This is a genomic window from Natronoarchaeum sp. GCM10025703 (assembly GCF_042661985.1).
Classification (GTDB): Archaea; Halobacteriota; Halobacteria; order Halobacteriales; family Natronoarchaeaceae; genus Natranaeroarchaeum.
In genome coordinates this window covers 235,548-254,504 of sequence record NZ_JBHSZF010000001.1, presented here as the reverse complement: position 1 = coordinate 254,504, position 18,957 = coordinate 235,548, and the positions used below count along the sequence as shown (strand labels likewise).

The following is an 18,957-nucleotide window of genomic DNA, read 5'->3' as shown; positions in this document are numbered from 1 at the left end:
TAGCCCACACAAACATGAACCGCACGTAGATACGATATCTGATAGATCAGTCGTCGACGTCGTCGAGTCGGGCCTGACTGGAGTGGCCGGTCAGTTCGTCGAAGTCGGTCCCGTCGGCCAGTGCGGTCTCCTTTTTCACCCGGTAGTTCCCCCGTCGGTCGTGTACAGATCCGCCGGATGGAAAAAGTACCAGTCCTCCCGGTCGAACCGGATACCGATCCGTGGCTTCGCCCCGAAGTTCTGTGCGAAGTACACCAGCGCCTCGACCTCTTCGCCGGTCAGATAGATCGGATCGCCGGCGCTCGATTTCGCCTCGATAGCGTAGAAGGTCTCCCCATCGCCAGCCAGTACGTCCGGTAGCTCCCGGTCGGTGGCACTCCCGCTCGCCGGCGCACGCATCACGGCGAAACCGGCGGCGTCGAGTTCGTTCACGAGTTCGCGCTCTCGCCTGTCGCCCTTCGCGTTCGACATCGGGTAGATGCTGGGTCGGCGCTCCCTTAACCCCCGTGGTCAGGGTTGCTCTTCGAACTCCTCGATGACGCCGTGGACCTGCTCCGCCCACGCGTCGAGTCCCTCTTTCAGCATCTCCTTTGCTTCCGGGAGCGGGACGGCCATATACTGGTAGACGTAGCCGCCAGAATCGAGCAGTCTGCGCTCGCGCGTCGCAAGGCCCAGATCAAGCAACGTCGTCAGCGCGCGGTTGACGTTGCTCCGATCCCGGTCAGCGCGTCGGCAGCTCTTCGACCGTGCTTCCAGGCTGGTCGAGCAACCGCACGTATGTCCGGGTAACGTGTTCGTTGACGCCGAACACGCAGGACATCACGACGGTGAAATCCGGCTCGGCGGCTTCCATCAGACGCCGCATGTTGGGGTCAGGAGACTCGGTCATATCTGGACATAGAGCGACCGGGAGATAAAACCGGACACTTCCGACAGATCATACCGCCTGAGACACAGGTTTATGAACCGAAACGGGGCTACTCCCGACTCGTCCCCGACCCCACTACCACGGCGCTGGACGAGGCGGGTGCGCGACATGCCGCGTCGTGGGCCGCGATGTCGCCTGTTCGCCCGGAACAACGGTCAGTCGGTGCTGTATCCGAACCGGCGGATACACTCCCGCATCTCGGCCTCGTCGTCGTGCTTGTGGAGCGTTGTCGGCGTGTCACAGTAGTAGGTCCCGCCGTCGAACCGTAGCGTTACGTCGTAGGTCGAACCGAGCATCTCCGTCTCGACGATCACTCGCTGGCCCTCGTTGAGCGTCGCCACCAGTTCGTCCATGCTCAGTTCGCCGGATGCCACGCGGAGCGGTTCACTCATCACTCAGCCGTTCGAGGCCCGATCACAAGAATCACCCAGATTCACGCTCGAAACGGGATCGGTCATGCGGCCGATCCCGGGACTTTGTTCACTCGGCTTGCTCGTCCAGCCAGACCATCAGTCCCTTCTGCGCGTGTAGCCGGTTCTCCGCCTGATCCCAGACGACCGCACTGTCGCTCTCGATGACGTCGTCAGTGACCTCTTCCCCGCGATGGGCCGGCAGACAGTGCATCACGATGGGGTCGTCGGCATCGGCCAGCAGTTCGTCGCTCAACTGGAACCCGTCGAAGTCGTCCATCCGGACGTCTCGCTCGTCCTCCTGGCCCATGCTGATCCAGACGTCAGTGTAGACGACGTCGGCGTTCGCAACTGCCTCGACCGGGTCAGTCGTGACTGTCGGCTCGCCGCCGAGGTCTGCGGCGCGCTCGACGACGTCCTCGTCGATACCGTACCCCTCGGGCGTGGCGATGGTGAGGTCGACGCCGGTGAGCGCACAGCCGAGTGCGAATGACTGGGCGACGTTGTTGCCGTCGCCGACCCATGCCGCCGAGACGTCGTTCAGATCGCCCCTGTGCTCGCGGATCGTCAGCAGGTCCGCGAGCGTCTGGCAGGGGTGGGCGTCGTCGGTCAGCCCGTTGATCACCGGGACGTCGGCGTAGCTGGCCAGCTCTTCGATGTTGGCGTGGTTGAACACGCGGGCCATCAGCAGGTCGACGTATCGTGAGAGTGCGCGCGAGGTGTCCTTGAGCGGTTCGCCCCGCCCGAGTTGGATGTCGCTTTCGCCGAGGAAGACGGCGTGGCCTCCCAGTTGGGTCATCCCGGTCTCGAAGGAGACTCGGGTCCGCGTGCTTGGCTTCTGGAACACCATCCCGAGCGTGCGCTGGTCGAAGTCGTCGTGTGTGACGCCGTCCGCGAACTCGGATTTGTACTCGCTGGCGACGTCGAGGACGGTCTCCAGTTCTGTGCGTGTCAGGTCGTCTACGTCGAGGAAGTGTCGTGGACTCTCGCTCATTCGTGTTCACCTATGAGTCGTTCCGTAACCGATTCGAGCACCTCGATCGAGCGGTCGTACTCCGCCAGCGACAGGTGCTCGTTCGGCGCGTGGTCGAGATCCGAGTCACCGGGCCCGTAGGTGACGATCGGACTGTCCCAGTGGTCAGCGAAGACGTTCATGTCGCTCGTCCCGGTCTTTCTGAGCAGGCGCGGATCGCCGCCGCTCTCCCGGATGGCGACGCGGAACGCGCGAGCCACCTCGGTCCGCGAGCTCTCCATCACCGGTTCGACCTTGTCCTTCCAGTGGACCGAGCCCATCCCGTCGAGGTAGCCGTCCGCGATCTCGCGGACCTCCTCGACTGTCAGGTCCGGCGGGATCCGGAGCTGGACATCCATCGTCGCCTCGACGGACAGGCCGTCGTCGGTGAGACCGCCGTTCATACTCGTCGGTTTCGGCGTGACTCGCTCGAAGACGGGCTCCCAGTCGTCGGCCTCGAACTCGCTCTCGACGTTCGACCACCAGGCGATAGCGTCCTGGACGGCGTTGTTCTCCGGGCGGGAAGTGTGTCCGGACTCGCTCGTCGCGACGTAGGTGCCGGCGAGCAGTCCGCGGTAACCGAGCGTGATACCGTCCCAGCCGCTGGGCTCACCGTTGATGACAACGTCCGGCACGCGATCGCGGTCGTCGATCACGAACCGAGAGCCGCGGGAGTCGACCTCCTCGCCGACGACGCCGACGAAACTGACGCCGGTCTCGACGGCCGCGACCGCCATTGCGGCGAGCGGGCCGGTCGCGTCGACGCTGCCGCGCCCCCACAGCATCTTGCCGTCGTCGCCCTCTTCGATCCGTACCGGGATGTCGCCCGGGACGGTGTCGATGTGTGACGTGAGTAACACCGAGTCGTTGGCCGGCGCGCGCACGTTTCCGATCTCGTCAATCCAGACTTCGCGGTCGTGCGCCTCGAAGAACGTCGCCAGTCGCTCGGCGGCCTCGCGCTCCTCGTCGGTCGGCGAGGGGATGCTCACCAGATCGACGAGCAGGTCGCGGGCCTCGCTGTCCGCGCTGGTCTCGACTGTCGCCGTCATTCGTTCTCACCCAGTATGTCGACCAGCGCATCCACGACCTGATCCGCGTGCTCGCGGTCGATCGTCAGCGGCGGGAGTAGCCGCAGGACCGACCGCCCGGCGGGTAGCGCGAGGATCCCGTGGTTCAGCGCGAGTTGCTTCAGTAGCCGGTTCGATCCGCGCTTGACTTCGATGCCGATCATCAGTCCCTCGCCGCGGACGTCGCGGACGACGTCGCCGAGTTCGGCCTCGATCTCTTCGCGGAGATAGCGCCCGATTTCGTGGGCGTGGGCCGGTATCTCCTCGTCGACGATGGTCGAGACCGTCGCTTCGGCGGCGGCGCTGATGACGGGACCGCCGCTGAACGTCGAGGCGTGCGAGCCGTAGTCCTCGGCGATCCAGTCGCGACACAGCGTTGCGCCGATGGGAAGCCCGTTGCCCAACCCCTTCGCGCTGGTGATCATGTCGGGGACGACGTCGCTCCCGTTCGCGGCCCACAGCGATCCGGTCCGTCCCATCCCGGTCTGTACCTCGTCGAAGATCAGGGCCGCGCCGTTCGTCGCCGTCTCGACGCGGGTGGTCTGGAGGAACTCCTTCGTGGCCGGGTTGATGCCGCCCTCGCCCTGAATCGGCTCGGCGATCACGGCGGCAGTGTCCTCGTCGACCGCCTCGGCCATCGCATCGCCGTCGTTGTACGGGACGAACTCCACGTCGCCGATCAACGGCTCGTACGGCGTCTTGTACTTGTTCTTCCAGGTCGTCGCCAGCGCGCCCATCGTCCGACCGTGAAAGCCCTGCATCGTGGCCACGATCTTCGAGTTCCCCGTCGCCGATCGGGCGAACTTCAGCGCGGCCTCGTTGGCCTCGGTGCCGGAGTTACAGAGCCACACGTTGTCGACGGTCTTCGGTGCCGTCTCGGCCAGTAGCTCGTAGAGATCGGTCCGGCTCTGCACCGGATAGGACGCCTGCACGTAGGTCAGATCGTCGACCTGCTCGTGGACGGCGTCGTCGACGGTCGTGTGGCTGTGCCCGAGCGGGACGCAGGCGTAGCTGGCACCCATATCGAGATACTCGGTCCCGCTGTCGTCGTAGAGATACGCGCCCTCGCCGCGCTCGATCTGGATCGGCTTCTCGTTGAAGACGAAGCCACTCATGACTCTCCTCCGCGGTCTCGGCCAGTGCGTCGGCCGTGATGTGTGTCCCGCCGCCGTCGATAGCGTCGCTGATCGGCGCATCGACGTTGGCGTCGGCGACGACGACCTCGCGTGCGCCGCCAGCAAGGGCTTCCTTCGCGGCCATGACCTTCTTCGTCATGAACCCTTCTGCGGCCTCCTCGATGCCTTCGAGTCCCGCCGGGTCGGTCGCCCGCTCGATCAGGGTCGACTCGTCGTCGGGGTCGGCGAGAATGCCGGGGACGTCGGTGAGGACGACCAGCGTTGCGTCGAGCGCGCCGGCCACTGCGGCCGCGGCGCGGTCCGCGTCGGCATTGACCGGCGTGAACCGCTTTGATCGCGGCTCATCGCCGCTCTCCGCGGAACTGCGTTCCACGCTCTCTTCGCCGAGCATCGGTACCGTCACGACGGGTGTGTAGCCGTCGCCAAGTAGTGTCTCCAGCAGACCGGCGTTGACGTCGGTGATCTTTCCGGAGTGGTCGCCGCGCTTGATTTTCTTCGTGCCGTCTTCGACGACTCGAACCGCGGACTTCCGGGGGCCCGTGATGAGTCCGCCGTCGACGCCCGAAAGGCCGACTGCGTCGACGCCCTGGTTCTGCAGGCCGGCGGTCAGATCGGTGTTGAGCCGTCCGGGGAGCACCATCTCGAACACTTCCATGGTGCGTTCGTCGGTAAACCGCCCGACGACGCCGCCCGGTGTCTCGACGTACGTCGGCTCCTCGCCGAGTTCCTCAGCGTGTCGTCGACGGCGGTCGAGCCACCGTGGACGACGACTACCTGTTCATCCTGTTCAACCAGCTTCGCGACGTCGGCGAGTGCACCTGCCGGGTCGACGGCACGCGCTCCACCGATCTTGACGACAGTTGTCATGAGAATCCCTGTTGCATGTATTCAGTGTGTGTCGGTATCAAAAGTTGACGGTTCACGGCCGCTACGGCGATCCAATGGGGTGGAGCCCCTGGAACTCCAGTCCGGCCGTTTCGTCGAGTCCCAGCGCGACGTTGGTGGCGTGGACGGCCTGCCCGGCAGAACCCTTCATCATGTTGTCGATAGCCGAGAAGACGACGATGCGCTCGTTCGAGGGGTCGAGTTCGAAGCCGACCTCGCCGTAGTTCGTGCCGGCGACGGCTTTCGGTTCGGGATACCGGTAGACGCCGCTCCCGCCCGCGGCCATGCGCATGAACGGTTCGTCCTCGTACGCGCCGCGGTAGGCCTTCCAGAGGTCGCCTTTCGAGACTGGTCCGTTCGGGAAGACGTGGGCAGTTGCCGACGCGCCGCGTACCATGTCCACCGCGTGGCAGGTAAAGGAGACGTCCAGTCCGAGGAACGACTCGATCTCGGCCTCGTGGCGGTGGCCGGTCGGCGCGTACGGGCGGACGACGCCCGAGCGCTCGGGATGCGAGGAGGCGTCGCCGCCGCCCGCACCGCCTTCCGAGGAGCCGACCTTCACGTCGACGACGACCTGTTCGGAGCCGTCGAGGACGCCCGCCTCGATCAGCGGATGCAGGCCCAGAATCGTCGCCGTGGCGTTACAGCCGCCGGAGGCGATCAGATCAGCGCCCGGTAGCTCATCGCGCGTAATCTCCGGGAGCGCGTAGACCGATCCTTCGAGCAGTTCCGGCCGGGAGTGCCCGTCGTACCATTCGTCGTAGGCCGCTTCGGTATCCAGGCGGAAGTCAGCCGAGAGGTCGACGACGGTGTCGGCCGCGTCCTGAAACCGGTCGATCTGCTCCATCGAGACGCCGTGGGGCGTCGCCGTGAACAGCACGTCGACGGTCGCTAGCTCCTCGGGATCGGAAAAGCGCAGCTCCGGGTGCGTCCCGCGGAGGTTCGGATGCACGGAGCCGACGGACTTGCCGTCGTAGCTCCGGCTTGTCGCCTGTGCGATGTCGAAATTCGGATGGCTCGCCAGCAGGCGAAGCAGTTCGCCGCCGGTGAAGCCGCTCGCGCCGACGACGCCCGCGGTCAGGTCGGCCATCACGCAGTCACCTCGACCTTCGATTCGAGCCAGTCGACGACTTCGCCCGTCACGTCGATCTCGGTGGCGTCGTTCAGTGCCTTGAACTCGACGGTGTGGTTGACCTCGTGGACGGTGTAGCCACCCGCTTCGGGTGCATCGTCGTCCTGGGACACCCCCGTCTCCATCAGGTCGACGCCGAGGAGGCCGCCGCCGACGGCGTCACTGGCCTCTTTGACGAGCGCTCGCGCCTCGTCATCTGCTCGAAGGCGTCGGTTTCGGCACCCTTCGCGGCGTTGGTCAGCCAGTGCTCCGACGAGCGGACCATCGCGCCGACGGGTTCACCGTCGACAGCCAGTACGCGGATGTCCCGGCCGGGCTTGTCGACGAACTCCTGCACGTAGAACACCTTGTGCTCGTAGTGGCCGAGCGTCGCCTTGTGTTCGAGCACGGCTTCGGCCGCGCTGCGGGAGTCGATCTTGGCCATCAGGCGTCCCCACGAGCCGATAACCGGCTTGATCACGCAGGGGTAGCCGAAGGACTCGATGATCTCCATGGCCGACTCCTTGGTAAACGCGACCTCGGTGTTCGGTGTAGGGATCCCCGCCCGTTCGAGCGCGAGGCTGTTTTTCACCTTGTCGGCACAGATCTCGGCGGTCTCGGCGCTGTTGACGACCGGGATGTCGTACGCATCACAGAACTGCGTGGCGTAGCGACTCCGGCTCGTCGCCAGACAGCGGTCGAGTACGATGTCGACGCCCTCGAACGCTTCCGGCGGCTCCCGGATCGAAAAGCGTTGTTTGCGCACGTCGATCTTTGCGACCTCGTGGTCGCGGTCGCGTAGCTCTTCGAGTAGCAGTTTCTCGTCTTTCCTGATCCGGGAGTAGAGTAATCCGACTTTCATAGAGGAATCCTCGTGGGCGTGCTCACCGCTCCTGCCGTCATTACTCGCCCCAGTCCTCTTCGAGCTCTGGGGCCTTGTCGAGTTCGGGTGGTTCGACGTCGATCACTTCCAGTTCCGCGCCGCAGGTGGTACAATCGATGATCTCTCCGACTTCGAGGCTGTCGTGCAGGGAGACCTCCGCCCCGCATTCGACGCATTCTACCATTGTACTCCTCTCTCGTTCCTATACCTACTTAAATCCTGCGAACTTATCAGAGAAAAGAAATACGCACACTGCAAGCTAACGGTCCAAAAACAGAGTTTGCAGAGTTTTTGCTGATCCAGTATCAAATTATATATGTTTCCCCGGGCGGGGATCGCCGTCTCTCGGGTGGCTCACACATAGTCGCTCACCGCGGTATCGAGCTGGTCGCGTGCGGTTTCGAGATTCTCTCTGCGGTCGGCGAGTGTCTCCTGATCGGCGTCGACCCGTCCATCGGCCTCGTCGAGGTAGGCCGCGACCGCTGTGGCCGCCGGCCCCCCATCGAATCACGGGAGGCAACGCTTTCGACCGGATCGAGCGCGGCCTCGACCGCTTCGGGGTCGACGTACTCTGAAACGGGGTCGTCGAGCACCTCGCGTGCCGCGGCGTCGACGGCGTCGAGATCGGTTTTACCCTCTTGCCGGCCGTCTTCGTCCGACTGGTCGGTGTCTCGTGTTTCGATCTCCTCCGCGGCGACCGCGACGACCTCGTGGGCCGTTCAGAACGGAAGCCCGTGGGCGGCCAGCAGGTCGGCAACGCCGGTCGCCGTCGAGAAGCCCTCGCCAGCGGCGTCGGCGAGCACGTCTTCGGGCCACTCGGCCGTGGCGACGGCCCCGCCGACCACGTCGGTCGCGTCGAGCACGGCGTCGACGGTCTCCCATGCATAGGGCGTCGCGGACTGCAGATCGCGGTTGTATGCGCGTGGTAGCCCTTTGAGCGTCGTCAACAGGCCGTTGACTCCGGCCGCCGCCTCGCCCGCAGTCGCGCGAACGAGTTCGAGCGTGTCCGGGTTCTTCTTCTGGGGCATGATCGAAGACGTCGAAGCGTAATCGTCCGATAGCTCGACGAAGCCGCGATTGGCGAAGACGATGACGTCCTCGGCGAGTCCCGAAAGGGTGGTGGTGTGGGTGGCCAGCGCGGTCACGCTTTCGAGCAGGAAATCACGCGCCGAGGAGGCGTCCATCGAGTTCTCGACGACACCGGTCGAGCGATGCGCTACCGGGCCCTCACTCGCTCCGCTCGCTGGGACGCCCCCGAAGCCGAGAAGCGCTGCAGTGCGCTCGCGGTCGATGTCGAACGTCGTCCCGGCGAAGGCCGCCGCGCCCAGGGGCGAACGGTTCACGCGCTCGTAGGCATCGAGCAGGCGTTCGGTATCACGTGCGATCGCTTGCTCGTACGAACAGAGCCAGTGGGCGACGGTCGTCGGCTGTGCAGGCTGGAGATGCGTGTAGCCGGGCATGATCGTCTCCGTATGCTGGCTTGCGGTCTCCAGTAACTGCTCGCGCAGCGCGACAGTTGCCTCGACGGCGTCGAGCAGGTCCTCGCGCAACTGGTAGCGGATACAGGTCGCCACCTCGTCGTTGCGCGAGCGCGCGGTGTGCATTTTGCCGCCGTCCCGCCCGACGCGCTCGATCACGGCGGTCTCGATCGCGGCGTGGACGTCCTCACCCTCCGGCAGGGCGTCGTGGCCCGCGGCTTCGATATCGCCCAGCGCCGCGAGCATCTCGCCGGCGATGTCGTCCTCGATGACGTCCTGCTCGGCCAGCATGACGACGTGTGCGCGGTCGACTGCGATATCGGCCGCGAAGATGCGCGTGTCCGCGTCCATCGAGGAGAGGAACTCCCGGGCGGGGCCGCCGCTGAAGCGGTCGCGCCGGACTACATCGGAACTGGGGTCTCTCTCCTCGGTCATCTCACTCGTCCCCGTCGACCTGCTCGGTGACGGCGTTTGCCAGGCGGCCCTGGTAGCCGTGGTACTTGGCGACGCCGGTGGCGTCCTTCTGGGTGATCCCCTGGCCCTGAATCGTCTCGGTGTTGAACGAGGCGGCCTCCTCGGAGTAGGCGGCATACTCGCTCTCGCGGCCGACCGGGCGGGCGCTCCCACCTTCGAGTTTGATCGTTGCCGTGCCGGTGACGCGGGACTGGGTCTTCTCGATGAACCCTTCGAGCGCGTCGACGAGCGGGGCGTCGATCAGGCCCTGGTAGGCCTTTTTCGACCACTGCTGGTCGATGCCCTGCTTGGCTTCGCGTTCTTCCTGGGTCAGGACGAGTCCCTCCAGTGCCTCGTGGGCGTTGAGCAGCACTGTCGCGGCGGGATGCTCGTAGTTTTCGCGGACTTTGAGACCGAGCATGCGGTCTTCCATCATGTCCGTGCGGCCGATACCGTACGCGCCCGCACGCTCGTTGAGGTGCTCGATCAGTTCGACGGGGCCGTACTCCTCGCCGTCGACGGCGACCGGTTCGCCGTCCTCGAACTCGATCTCGACGATGTCGGCGTCGCCGGCGGTGCCCGGCGCATCGGTCCAGTCGTAGATGTCCTCCGGCGGGACGTAGTTCGGTTTCTCCAGGTTCGCGCCCTCGACCGAGCGACTCCAGAGGTTGGTGTCGATCGACCAGTCGCCGTCGTTACCGCTCTGGACGGGGAGGTCGTGGTCTTCGGCGTACTGCATCTCCCACTCGCGGGTGAGTTCGAGTTCGCGGACAGGGGCGATCACGTCCAGTTCCGAGTCGCGCCAGACGGCCTCGAACCGTAGCTGATCGTTCCCTTTTCCGGTACAGCCGTGTGCAACGGCATCGCAGTCCTGTTCGATTGCAGTGTCGAGAATCGCGTTCGCGATGACGGGTCGCGCCAGCGCGGTCCCGAGCGGATAGCCCTGATAGGTTGCGTTCGCTTTCAGCGAGTCCAGACAGAGCTCGGCGAACTCCTCTCGGGCGTCGACGACGTACGTCTCGACGCCGAGCGCCTCGGCGGTCTCTTCGGCCTCTTCGAACTCTTCGGCTGGCTGTCCGACGTCGACGGTGACGCCGATTACTTCGTCGTATCCGTACTCCTCTTCGAGCAGTCCGACACAGACTGTCGTGTCGAGTCCGCCCGAAAATGCGAGGGCCACACGTTCCATTTGTACTCGAAGCCAGCCTTCGGACGGTATTAAATCCTTTCTTTCTATTACTGAATAAAAATCGCAGAGATGTCTATAAGAGCTATAATCTGTTCTCTACTGTTTGTTGTAGTTCGTGTAGTCGGTGGGGGAAGTGGTAGTGGGCCTGAGAGGGCCCCGCCGCCGCCGACCGAAAGAAGCGAGTGGAGACGCACCGCTCTCGGGGGTTCAGAACTCGTCCCCGTAGCAGTCGTCTCCATGTTGAGTGTAGCTACCCCACTCTGAGTATTAAAAACTTCCGTGTTTTCGCCGGAAAACGAAGGCTAGCGGCCGTCTCGCTGCTGCTGTTCCCTGTCACTGCTGGGGTAGCCCGCTCCGACAGTTACCTCCGGCGTGCGACCAGTGCGCCCCCGACGAGTGCGGCAAGCGCCGCCGAGACGACCCCGAAGCCGGGGAGACTGTCGTCGGTGGCGTCGCCCGCACTCGCCTCGATTTCACCATCGGGCGCTTCTATGCTGACCTCGAAGCCGTCCAGTGCGGTCCCAGCGGCCCACGTCGCCGTCCCGTCGCCTTCGTCGTCGGGCGTCGGCATCGCGTCAGCCAGAATAAAGCCGTCGGGGGCGACGATGCTTAGCGGGCGGTCCGTCTCGTATCCGCTGGCGAACGGTTCGGTGACGACGAGCTGATCTCCCTCTATCGCCGCGAGATTGGTCCACTGCACCGTCACTCTCAGCACGCCAACGTCGTCCTGGCGCTCGGTCGTCACGTCCTCGCGGGTGACCACCATCGGCCGCTCGGTGCGCTTGCTGGCGGCGTCGGCGACGGACTGCAGGTCCATGGCGAACCCATCGAGTATCTCGGTCTGTGTCTCCTCGTCGTCCTGCACCGACTCGAACGCGGCGGCCTCTTCCTCGCTGTCGAGGTCGTAGGTCGTCGTTAGCGTGACCTGTGCGTCACCCGTCTCGTCGACGTCGATCACCAGAGACGGTTCCGGAGAGTGTGCTGCCGCGACCGGCGTCACGGCGAGGCTACACACCACGAGTCCTGCGAGCACCGTCGCTATCGCACGATTGGAAATCATCGGTACTGAAACGTTGATCAGTGATCCGCTCCGGCTTCGGTTTCGGTCTCTCCGTCGACCGTCGTTTTGCCGTCGTCAGTCGTGTCGACGTCGGTATTCATCTCGGCGTCGACCTGGGTGTCATCCGTGCCGGCGTCGGCGCCTGCATCGGCGCTTGCTTCCGAGCGGTTCTCGTCGTCGTCGCTCTCGTTGTTCAGGCCGGGAATGTCGACGCCGACCTTGCCGTCAGCCCCGGCACCGATCTCGACGCGCGGTCCGGCGTCAGCGGGGCCGTTCCCGCCTGCGATGGTCTGTGCGGCCTCGGCGACTGCGGGACCACCGAGTTCGTTCGCGCGCTCCTGGAGGGTCATGATCGCGGTGACGTTGATTCCGTTTGCTGTCAGGATTTCAGCATCGAGGCCCTGGGCGCTCGCCTCGCTCTGTGTCGCGAGGTTCGCGGCGGTCTGTCGCTCGGAGGCGACGACGGCCATCTCGGCCTGATACCGCCCCTCGGTGATCTCGCCCTTAGCGCGTTGCTCTTCGAGTTCCGCGACGCGCTCGTCGAGGTCGTCGAGCCGCTGCTCGACGTCTTTGACCTGTTCACCGACGATCTCACCCTGTGCCGAGGCGTTCGCGGACTGGGCCATCTTCACGCCGAAGGTCCGCTCGCTCATCTCACCCTCGAACTCGGATTCGTGTACGGCTACGACCCCCGCGAACTGCTCGCCCGGCTCGACACCGTTCTCGTCGTCGTCGTTCTCGTCGTCCTGTGCGAACGCCTGTCCTGCGACGGCCATGGGCGCGGCGGCAACCATGGACACCACCACGGCAAGCGCCACGAGTGCGGCTACAGTGCGTCTCATTACACTCCCCTCTTGCAGCCGGTACAGTATATAAAGTACAGACGCTCAGCCACGATTGCCGACCGTTAAGCCGGATTAATGCGGATTGTAACCCCGCCTCGTCGTGCGATTCCTGAATGTCGCCACGATTTCGGGGTGCGAAACGACGTGGGGTTTATAAGCTACCTTCCTCGCCCTCTTCCGGAAGCCGGACGACGTTCTCGCGGCCGATCCGGAACGTCTCGACCGTTCCCTCCTCGCGCAGCGCGCCGATCACCTGACTCGTCTTCGCGTCGGTCCACTCCAGTTCGCCGACGACCTGCTGTTGTTTCAGCCGTCCGCCGTGTTGTTCCAGCAGTCGAACAACCCGTTCCTCGTTACTGAGTAGCTCCGAGGGGGCTCTCGTCGGCGTCGGCGTCGGGCGCATCGGCATCGTCGGGCACAGCGGCCTGTTGGCCCGCCGCTGCGGGATCGGACTCCGCGGCCGCGGCTGGAGTCGGTTGTCTCTGCTCTACTGTCCCTGCATCGCTCGCCGCGTTGTCCGCCGCACTCGTACCGTCGCCGCCCTTGTCCGAGAGCCCGCGGGTGTAGAGGAACCAGAGAATCACGACCAGCACCGCTCCGGTGAGTCCTGCACCCAGGGGCTAGCGGCAGACCGCTCTCCTCCCCGAGTGCATCGGCAGCGCCGGGATCCGTGCTGACGACCACACGTGGTTCGTCGCCGACGAACGAGGTCTGGGAGCCCTGCCAGAGGACGGAGCCCTCTCGCGTCTCGGTGGGTTCGGGTTGCACGTCGACGAGTTCGTACTCTCCCGGCCAGGCGACGACGAGTCGCGTCTGGTCGTCGAGGAAGAACCCGGAGATAGCGTCGCCGATCTCCAGTCGCTCACCGTCGACAGCGGCGAAGCCGCTCCACTCGAAACTGTAGGTCAACACGCCGTACTCCTGCGGGATCGACTCCGATCTCGTGCTGACGGTGTAGTCGTTTGCTGCCATCTCCCTGCCCGTGCTGTTCGTGGCGGACGCCACGGTACCGTCCATCGACGCGGCGAACTCGTCGACGTACTCCTGTGGGTTCTCCTCGACGTCAGTCTCGATCGACTCGAAGGCGGTCGTGCTCTCGTCGTCGTCGAGGCGTTTCCAGTACTCGACAGTCCACGTTGCTGTGCCCTCGTCGTCGACGTCGACGGTCAGCCGAACGTCGTCGGCATCGAACTCCTCCTGAGCGACGGGTGCCTGGGTTCCGTCCTGCTGGATCGACTGACTCCGCTGGTCCGCTGCTGCGCCAGCGGCGAGACTCCCGGCTACGAGCGTCGTTACCAGCAGTACTGCGATACCGACGGCGACGATCCGCCGTCCTGTCGTGCGCTCGCTCGGATCCATTCTTCCCGACGTTCTCACCCTGATCGCTAAAGCCTTGTTGCTCTCTTCCGACCGGCCAATGCGTTTTTGAAACATCGGGGGCAATGGCTGTTGCATGAACGATCCCCGTGGCAATGTCGAAGTCGAGACCCTCCTCCGTATTGCACTCGCGCTACTCATCGTCGTACTGGTGCTCGAACTCCTCTCGATGCTGATCGGCGGGCTTGCGAGCCTCTTTGGCTTCCTCCAGCCCGTCATCCTGCTCGGTATCGCCGCTCTGATCGTGCTCTGGCTGCTCGACCGGCTTTGAGTTCGATACGCTCATTTTGCTGGCTCCGGTAGTTGCTCCCAGTGTACAGTCTCAACGCCCCGGTTCCCGGTCGCGTCGCCGCGCTCGCGGCCGACCTGTTCCCCCAACTCGTCGGCTTCGAGTCGATCCGTGAGCACCATTCGGTGCTGCTCAAACGGCTCGGCGACGACGAGTTCACCCACCTCGCCGAGCGGGTGCGCCGCGAACTGCAGGGTGCGCCGACCGTCGAAGCGCGGATCACCGGGATCGATTACTTCGAGCAGCCTCCTCGAGGTTCCAGCCCAGTCGTCTACCTCACCGTCGAATCGCCCGGGATGGCGCGACTCCACGACCAGCTAGTCGAGGAGTTCGGAGCCATCGACGGCCTCGAAGGTGAGGATTACGCCATGCACGTTACGCTTGCGCGCGGCGGGGGCGACGTCGCGGCCGCCCGCGCGTTCGCGGAGCGAGAGATCGAACCGATCACGTGGACGATCACTGAGCTTCGGCTATGGGATGCGATCAACGAGGAAGCGGCGAGAACGATTTCGCTTCCGGCCTGACTACGCCAGTAGCCGCGGCCCGAAGATGACGACCAACAGGCTGAGCAACATCGTCAACCCGATGGTCGTGGTCACGGTTTTCGTCAGCTGGTAGGAGCCCTCGATCGGTAGCCGCGAGACCACTGCCTCGGTGCTGGTGCGCAGGATGTGCCCGCCGTCCAGCGGGAATGCCGGAATGCAGTTGAAAAAGCCGAGCTGGATGTTGATCCACCCGACCCAGAACAGCACGTTTGCGAGGACGAACACGCCGGGCCCGAAGACCGCGAGCGGCCCCTCGAGGACGTAGAAGTTCATCAACTCTCCCGTGAAGCCGGCGAAGCTCTCGGGGAACACCCCCGACCCGACGATTGCGGCGACGGGCAGGAACAGCACGAGCAACGTCTTGCCAATGAAGGAGTCGGTTACTCCGGGGTCGACCGTCGGTTCCCCGTCCGACTCGCCGCCGAGGATTTCGAGATAGCTCCCTGCCGGGTAGTACTGCAGCCCCCAGTCGTCGGTCGTGATCCCGTTCACGCCCGGCGCGACCGATGCCGCGCCGACGAGCGCGCGACCGTCGTCGGCTTCCACGAACGTTACCTGGTGGGTCGTTCGCTCGTCACCGTCGTACGTCACCACCTCTGCGGCCTCGCCCGGAGACTGCTCGGCCATGACGTCTCGCAGGTCCTCGCCGGTCACGGTGCGTTCACCGGCAATCTGGGTGATGACGGTGTTGCTCTCCGGTTCGAGACCCGCTTCGTCGAGCGGGCCGCCCTCGGATACGACGACGAGCGTCCCCGTCGCCATCGTCGCGGTCTCCTCCGCACCGTCCCGTTCGAGCGTCACCGTTACTACCTCCTCGGCTGCGAGTGCCGTCTGCAGTTCGTCCTGCGTGACGACGCTCTCGCCACCGACGGCGGTGATCCGGTCACCGATATCGACGTTGTCAGGACCGCCCTGTGTGACGCCATCGACCACCAGTGATCGCTCTATCGTCGTCTCCTCCTCGCCGTTGAGTTCGACCGTCACCGCGCTCTGGTCGGTCTCGTCGAGCGTCGCTTCGAGGTCGCTGTTGGTCTCGATCGGTTCGCCGTCTATCGCCGTAATTCGGTCGCCCCGGTCGATCCCCGCGGCTTCGGCCCCGGAACTCGGGACCGGTCCGGCTATCGAGGCGCCGGGTGCGACGGCCATCGCGCCCGCGACCGGGCCGAACAGCAACGCGAAGACGAACACCGAGAGCACGAAGTTGTTCGTCACGCCCGCGGCGAACATCCGCGTCCGGCCGCCACGACTCGCGTTCCGCTGGCTTTCCTCTTCGGGTTCGACGAACGCGCCCATGGGGATGATCGCCAGCAGCGCCACGCCCATCGATTTGATGTCGATGTCCTCGACGCGACAGAGCAGTCCGTGGCCTCCCTCGTGGACGACGAGACCGACGACCAGCCCGAAGATGATCTCGGGTGCCATCGACAGCGGCAGGAAGTCGTTGACGCCGGGGATGGCGAGAACGTTTCTCGGCTGTGTCACCTGACTCGGCTGTGGCGAGGACAGCGCCAGGACTGCCGAGAGGCCGAGCATCAGAAACGCTCCAACCATGACGACCAGCGCGATACCCAGCCCGAGGTTCGCCCAGGCCCGCCAGAACCGTTCCCGCTGCGCCAGGCGGTCGAGGAACGCTTTGCCCCGCTCCGTGTGGATGGTTGTGATCGGACCCTGTGTGCTGACGTACTCGGGTAACCACCCGCGCTGGTTCGCCACACTCACGAGGATCCAGTAGCCGAGGACCCCGGTGGCGACCCAGATCAGCGTATTCATTGGAGTATTCTCGGGGTGGCGTTCGGATATGCGTTTGGTTTGGATGAAACCCGCTACTGGTCTGCCGTCGCACCGACTACCGCTCGCGCCGGAGTCGGTCCAGCACGAACGCCTCGTCGAGCTTTGCGAGGAAGGTGCCGAGCTTCGGTCCCTCCTCCTGATCGAAGAACAGCCGATAGCCGGCGGCGAAAAAGTCACCGACGTCGACGTCGTGTCGGCGTGCGATCTCGTAGATCTCGCCCTGGATCGCCTCGGGGTCGTCGTGGGTCTCGATGAAGTCGGCGAGTTCGTCGAGCGCCGCCTCGGTGTTCGCGTCGAACTCGACGTCGGGCATGGACTCGCGCTTGAGTTCGTAGTTGTAGGCGTTGTCGGTCCGGCGCGCCCAGCGGCGGGCCTGCTCGACCCGCGAGAGCGCATCCGCGACGACATCCTCGTCGGCGTCGTCGGGGATGTGGCCCTCTCGCCTCGCGATTTCCTCGCGAAGCGCGGGGTCCTCGGTCATCCCGAGTACTGCGGCAAAGCGGAACGGGATCCGGATCGGCCGTTCGTCGGCTGGCTCGCCGTCGACGAGGAACGGGTAGACCCGGTCGGCGAACGCCTTGTCGGCGTCCTCGCCTGGCTCCTGTTCGCCGTAGTAGATCGCTTCGAGGCGGTCGAACTCGTCGACGAGTTGGTCGAGCCGTGGGATCGAGAAGTCCCGCGAGCGGGTCGGGTCCCTGGCGAAGAAGTAGCGGAGCACCTCGGGTTCGATCAGTTCGAGCACCTCGGGAACCATCACGACGTTCCCGGCCGACGAGGAGAACGGTTCGCCGTCGAGGGTGAACCACTCGTAGACCATCGGTACCGGCGGTTCGACGTCGAAGACGTTCAGCGCGATATCGACGCCGCTGGGCCACGAGCCCTCGGCATGGTCCTTGCCGAACGGCTCGAAGTCGACGCCCAGTTCGCGCCACTGTGCGACCCACTCGAAGCGCCAGGGGAGTTTCCCCTCGCGCAGGCAGCCGTCCCCTCGTGGCCACAGCCGTCGATCGTCTGATCGCCGGCCTCCATGTCCGTACAGCGGTAGGAGACGGTGCCGGCCTCGACGTCGACGTCGGTGACGGTTTCGGTGACCTTCCCGCACTCCTCACAGATGGGGTTAAATGGGACGTAGTCCTCGTCGACTTTGTTCTGGTACTCGGCGAGGACGTCACGCGCCGTCTCGCGGTTCTCCAGCACGAACTCGGTCGCGGCCTCGAAGCGGCCGTCCTCGTAGCAGTCCGTGTTCGAGACGAGTTCGATCGGCACGTCCAGATCGTCCGCAATCGCTGCGATCAGCGTCGAGAAGTGGTCGCCGTAGGAGTCACAGCAGCCGAAGGGGTCGGGAATGTCGGTGTAGGGTTTGCCCAGATTCCGCCCGAGCGCGCCGGCGTCGATATCGCCGAGGCCGACGATCTGGCCGTCTAGATCCGCAAGCTTTCGCGGAAGCCCGCGAAGCGGATCGCGGTCGTCGGTCGTGAACAGTTGCCGAACCTCGTAGCCGCGCTCGCGGAGCACCTCCGCGACGAAGTAGCCCAGCACGATTTCGTTGGCGTTCCCCAGATGCGGGATGCCCGAGGGTGAGATGCCGCCCTTGATGACGACTGGGTCGTCCGGCTCTCGATCCTCGATATGGTCGGCGACCCGGTCGGCCCAGAACGCGTGCTGTGTCCCCTCGCCGCCGTCCTCTCGCAGGAGATACGGATCGTACTCGGCGGGGACGCCGTGGTCCGGCCGGTCCTCGTCCGGTTCCTCGCTCATCGTTCCTGATCGGCCCAGTAGGTCGGCTCGTCGCCCACACCGTCCGGGATCACGTCAGTCCCGTCGTGGTTGCCGTACCTGACCGCCTCTGCGATACGCTCCGGCTTCGTGCCGTCGAGAACGATCGTCCGAATCCCCGAGCGTTCGATCACTTTTGCGGCCAGTAGGTCGACCGGTGCCGAACTGCCGGCGTTCATTTCGATCCCCGCGATAACGTCGACCAGTTCCGCCGCCGAGAGCTGGTCGTGTTTCGTCGCGTCGTCAGTCTCGTTCGGATCGGCGCTGTAGACGCCGGGGACGCTGGTGGCGTAGACGAGCAGATCGGCGTCGACGTACTCGGCGAGGGCGGCGCTGACGGCGTCGGTCGTCTGTGCCGCCGCGACGCCACCCATCACGCAGACGTCGCCACGCTTGATCGCTGCACCTGCTTCCTCGTACGTCTCTGCGGGCGATGGGACGGCCTGCTGCCCGAGCGCGGAGATCAGCAATCGCGCGTTCAGTCGCGTGACGTCGATACCGATCTCGTCGAGTTTCATCTCGTTCGCGCCGAGGTCGCGCGCGGTGCCGATGTACTCGCGTGCGACGGTACCGCCGCCGACGACCGCGCCCACGGTACAACCGTCGTCGACCAGTCCTTCGATGACGTCTGCGTGCTCGCGGATCCGTTCGGCCCCCAGATCCGGCGCGAGTACGCTCCCGCCGATAGAAACGACCACTTTCATGCTACCGCGTCGTAACCC

At 65.1% G+C, this 18,957-nt stretch carries 14 protein-coding genes and 6 pseudogenes; 2 read left to right on the top strand and 18 right to left on the bottom strand.

What is annotated here, in order from left to right; all coding sequences use genetic code 11:
• Positions 1–49: 49 nt before the first annotated feature.
• The 15 genes and pseudogenes from hjc to ACFQH2_RS01330 all read right to left on the bottom strand — a co-directional run.
• A pseudogene (gene hjc / locus ACFQH2_RS01400) lies at positions 50–471 on the bottom strand (Holliday junction resolvase Hjc); the annotation flags it as partial.
• A gap of 39 nt (positions 472–510) precedes the next feature.
• Positions 511–889: pseudogene (locus ACFQH2_RS01395) on the bottom strand (helix-turn-helix domain-containing protein).
• 194 nt (positions 890–1,083) lie between these two features.
• Complete coding sequence (locus ACFQH2_RS01390; protein ID WP_377056112.1) at positions 1,084–1,320, bottom strand: hypothetical protein; 237 nt, start codon at positions 1,318–1,320, stop codon at positions 1,084–1,086.
• An 88-nt stretch (positions 1,321–1,408) separates the two neighbouring features.
• Positions 1,409–2,332 (bottom strand): ornithine carbamoyltransferase, encoded by a 924-nt coding sequence (argF, locus tag ACFQH2_RS01385; protein WP_377056110.1) that lies wholly within the window; start codon positions 2,330–2,332, stop codon positions 1,409–1,411.
• Entirely contained in the window at positions 2,329–3,399 is a 1,071-nt protein-coding gene (locus tag ACFQH2_RS01380; protein ID WP_377056108.1) for a [LysW]-lysine hydrolase, read from the bottom strand. Before ACFQH2_RS01380 ends, argF begins: the two co-directional genes overlap by 4 nt.
• A complete protein-coding gene (locus ACFQH2_RS01375; RefSeq protein ID WP_377056106.1) occupies positions 3,396–4,532 on the bottom strand; it encodes an aspartate aminotransferase family protein in 1,137 nt (378 codons plus the stop codon). Before ACFQH2_RS01375 ends, ACFQH2_RS01380 begins: the two co-directional genes overlap by 4 nt.
• 4 nt (positions 4,533–4,536) lie before the next feature.
• A pseudogene (locus tag ACFQH2_RS01370) lies at positions 4,537–5,420 on the bottom strand (acetylglutamate/acetylaminoadipate kinase); the annotation flags it as partial.
• Positions 5,421–5,481: 61 nt separating this feature from the next.
• Positions 5,482–6,528 (bottom strand): N-acetyl-gamma-glutamyl-phosphate reductase, encoded by a 1,047-nt coding sequence (argC, locus tag ACFQH2_RS01365; protein ID WP_377056102.1) that lies wholly within the window; start codon positions 6,526–6,528, stop codon positions 5,482–5,484.
• A pseudogene (gene lysX, locus ACFQH2_RS01360) lies at positions 6,528–7,411 on the bottom strand (lysine biosynthesis protein LysX). Before lysX ends, argC begins: the two are co-directional and overlap by 1 nt.
• A 40-nt stretch (positions 7,412–7,451) precedes the next feature.
• The gene (gene lysW, locus ACFQH2_RS01355) at positions 7,452–7,616 is read right to left on the bottom strand and encodes a lysine biosynthesis protein LysW (protein WP_377056098.1); all 165 of its coding nucleotides are present in this window, start codon (positions 7,614–7,616) and stop codon (positions 7,452–7,454) included.
• Between the two features lie 170 nt (positions 7,617–7,786).
• Positions 7,787–9,345, bottom strand: a pseudogene (gene argH / locus ACFQH2_RS01350) (argininosuccinate lyase).
• A 1-nt stretch (position 9,346) separates the two neighbouring features.
• Positions 9,347–10,552, bottom strand: a complete 1,206-nt coding sequence (locus ACFQH2_RS01345; protein ID WP_377056094.1) for an argininosuccinate synthase — start codon at positions 10,550–10,552, stop codon at positions 9,347–9,349.
• 361 nt (positions 10,553–10,913) lie between these two features.
• Positions 10,914–11,612 carry a DUF7345 domain-containing protein gene (locus tag ACFQH2_RS01340; protein WP_377056092.1) on the bottom strand — a complete coding sequence of 233 codons (699 nt, stop codon included), beginning with the start codon at positions 11,610–11,612 and terminating at the stop codon, positions 10,914–10,916.
• 17 nt (positions 11,613–11,629) lie between these two features.
• Positions 11,630–12,454, bottom strand: coding sequence for a hypothetical protein (locus ACFQH2_RS01335; protein WP_377056090.1), 825 nt, complete (start codon positions 12,452–12,454; stop codon positions 11,630–11,632).
• A 309-nt stretch (positions 12,455–12,763) separates the two neighbouring features.
• Positions 12,764–13,816, bottom strand: a complete 1,053-nt coding sequence (locus ACFQH2_RS01330; RefSeq protein ID WP_377076362.1) for a DUF4897 domain-containing protein — start codon at positions 13,814–13,816, stop codon at positions 12,764–12,766.
• Between the two features lie 94 nt (positions 13,817–13,910).
• Here ACFQH2_RS01330 and ACFQH2_RS01325 point away from each other — a divergent pair, with 94 nt between their 5' ends.
• Both ACFQH2_RS01325 and ACFQH2_RS01320 read left to right on the top strand, forming a co-directional pair.
• Positions 13,911–14,105, top strand: coding sequence for a DUF7554 family protein (locus ACFQH2_RS01325; protein WP_377056086.1), 195 nt, complete (start codon positions 13,911–13,913; stop codon positions 14,103–14,105).
• 41 nt (positions 14,106–14,146) lie between these two features.
• Positions 14,147–14,647, top strand: a complete 501-nt coding sequence (locus ACFQH2_RS01320) for a 2'-5' RNA ligase family protein (protein WP_377056084.1) — start codon at positions 14,147–14,149, stop codon at positions 14,645–14,647.
• Here the strand turns inward: ACFQH2_RS01320 and ACFQH2_RS01315 are convergent, their stop codons facing one another.
• From ACFQH2_RS01315 to pyrH, 3 genes and pseudogenes are all read right to left on the bottom strand, one after another.
• Positions 14,648–16,438: a site-2 protease family protein gene (locus tag ACFQH2_RS01315; protein WP_377056082.1), complete on the bottom strand. Its 1,791-nt coding sequence runs from the start codon at positions 16,436–16,438 to the stop codon at positions 14,648–14,650.
• Between the two features lie 76 nt (positions 16,439–16,514).
• Positions 16,515–18,217: pseudogene (lysS, locus tag ACFQH2_RS01310) on the bottom strand (lysine--tRNA ligase).
• Entirely contained in the window at positions 18,214–18,939 is a 726-nt protein-coding gene (gene pyrH / locus ACFQH2_RS01305) for a UMP kinase (RefSeq protein ID WP_377056078.1), read from the bottom strand. The pseudogene lysS and the gene pyrH overlap by 4 nt, the downstream one beginning before the upstream one ends.
• Positions 18,940–18,957: the final 18 nt, after the last annotated feature.

Bases quoted from the DNA above. Each gene is read 5' to 3' on its own strand.
- ACFQH2_RS01345 (WP_377056094.1), bottom strand. From the start codon at position 10,552: ATGGAACGTGTGGCCCTCGCATTTTCGGGCGGACTCGACACGACAGTC.
- ACFQH2_RS01335 (WP_377056090.1), bottom strand. From the start codon at position 12,454: ATGAGACGCACTGTAGCCGCACTCGTGGCGCTTGCCGTGGTGGTGTCC.
- ACFQH2_RS01325 (WP_377056086.1), top strand. From the start codon at position 13,911: ATGAACGATCCCCGTGGCAATGTCGAAGTCGAGACCCTCCTCCGTATT.
- ACFQH2_RS01330 (WP_377076362.1), bottom strand. From the start codon at position 13,816: ATGGATCCGAGCGAGCGCACGACAGGACGGCGGATCGTCGCCGTCGGT.
- ACFQH2_RS01315 (WP_377056082.1), bottom strand. From the start codon at position 16,438: ATGAATACGCTGATCTGGGTCGCCACCGGGGTCCTCGGCTACTGGATC.
- ACFQH2_RS01375 (WP_377056106.1), bottom strand. From the start codon at position 4,532: ATGAGTGGCTTCGTCTTCAACGAGAAGCCGATCCAGATCGAGCGCGGC.
- ACFQH2_RS01380 (WP_377056108.1), bottom strand. From the start codon at position 3,399: ATGACGGCGACAGTCGAGACCAGCGCGGACAGCGAGGCCCGCGACCTG.
- argC (WP_377056102.1), bottom strand. From the start codon at position 6,528: ATGGCCGACCTGACCGCGGGCGTCGTCGGCGCGAGCGGCTTCACCGGC.
- pyrH (WP_377056078.1), bottom strand. From the start codon at position 18,939: ATGAAAGTGGTCGTTTCTATCGGCGGGAGCGTACTCGCGCCGGATCTG.
- lysW (WP_377056098.1), bottom strand. From the start codon at position 7,616: ATGGTAGAATGCGTCGAATGCGGGGCGGAGGTCTCCCTGCACGACAGC.
- ACFQH2_RS01390 (WP_377056112.1), bottom strand. From the start codon at position 1,320: ATGAGTGAACCGCTCCGCGTGGCATCCGGCGAACTGAGCATGGACGAA.
- ACFQH2_RS01340 (WP_377056092.1), bottom strand. From the start codon at position 11,612: ATGATTTCCAATCGTGCGATAGCGACGGTGCTCGCAGGACTCGTGGTG.
- argF (WP_377056110.1), bottom strand. From the start codon at position 2,332: ATGAGCGAGAGTCCACGACACTTCCTCGACGTAGACGACCTGACACGC.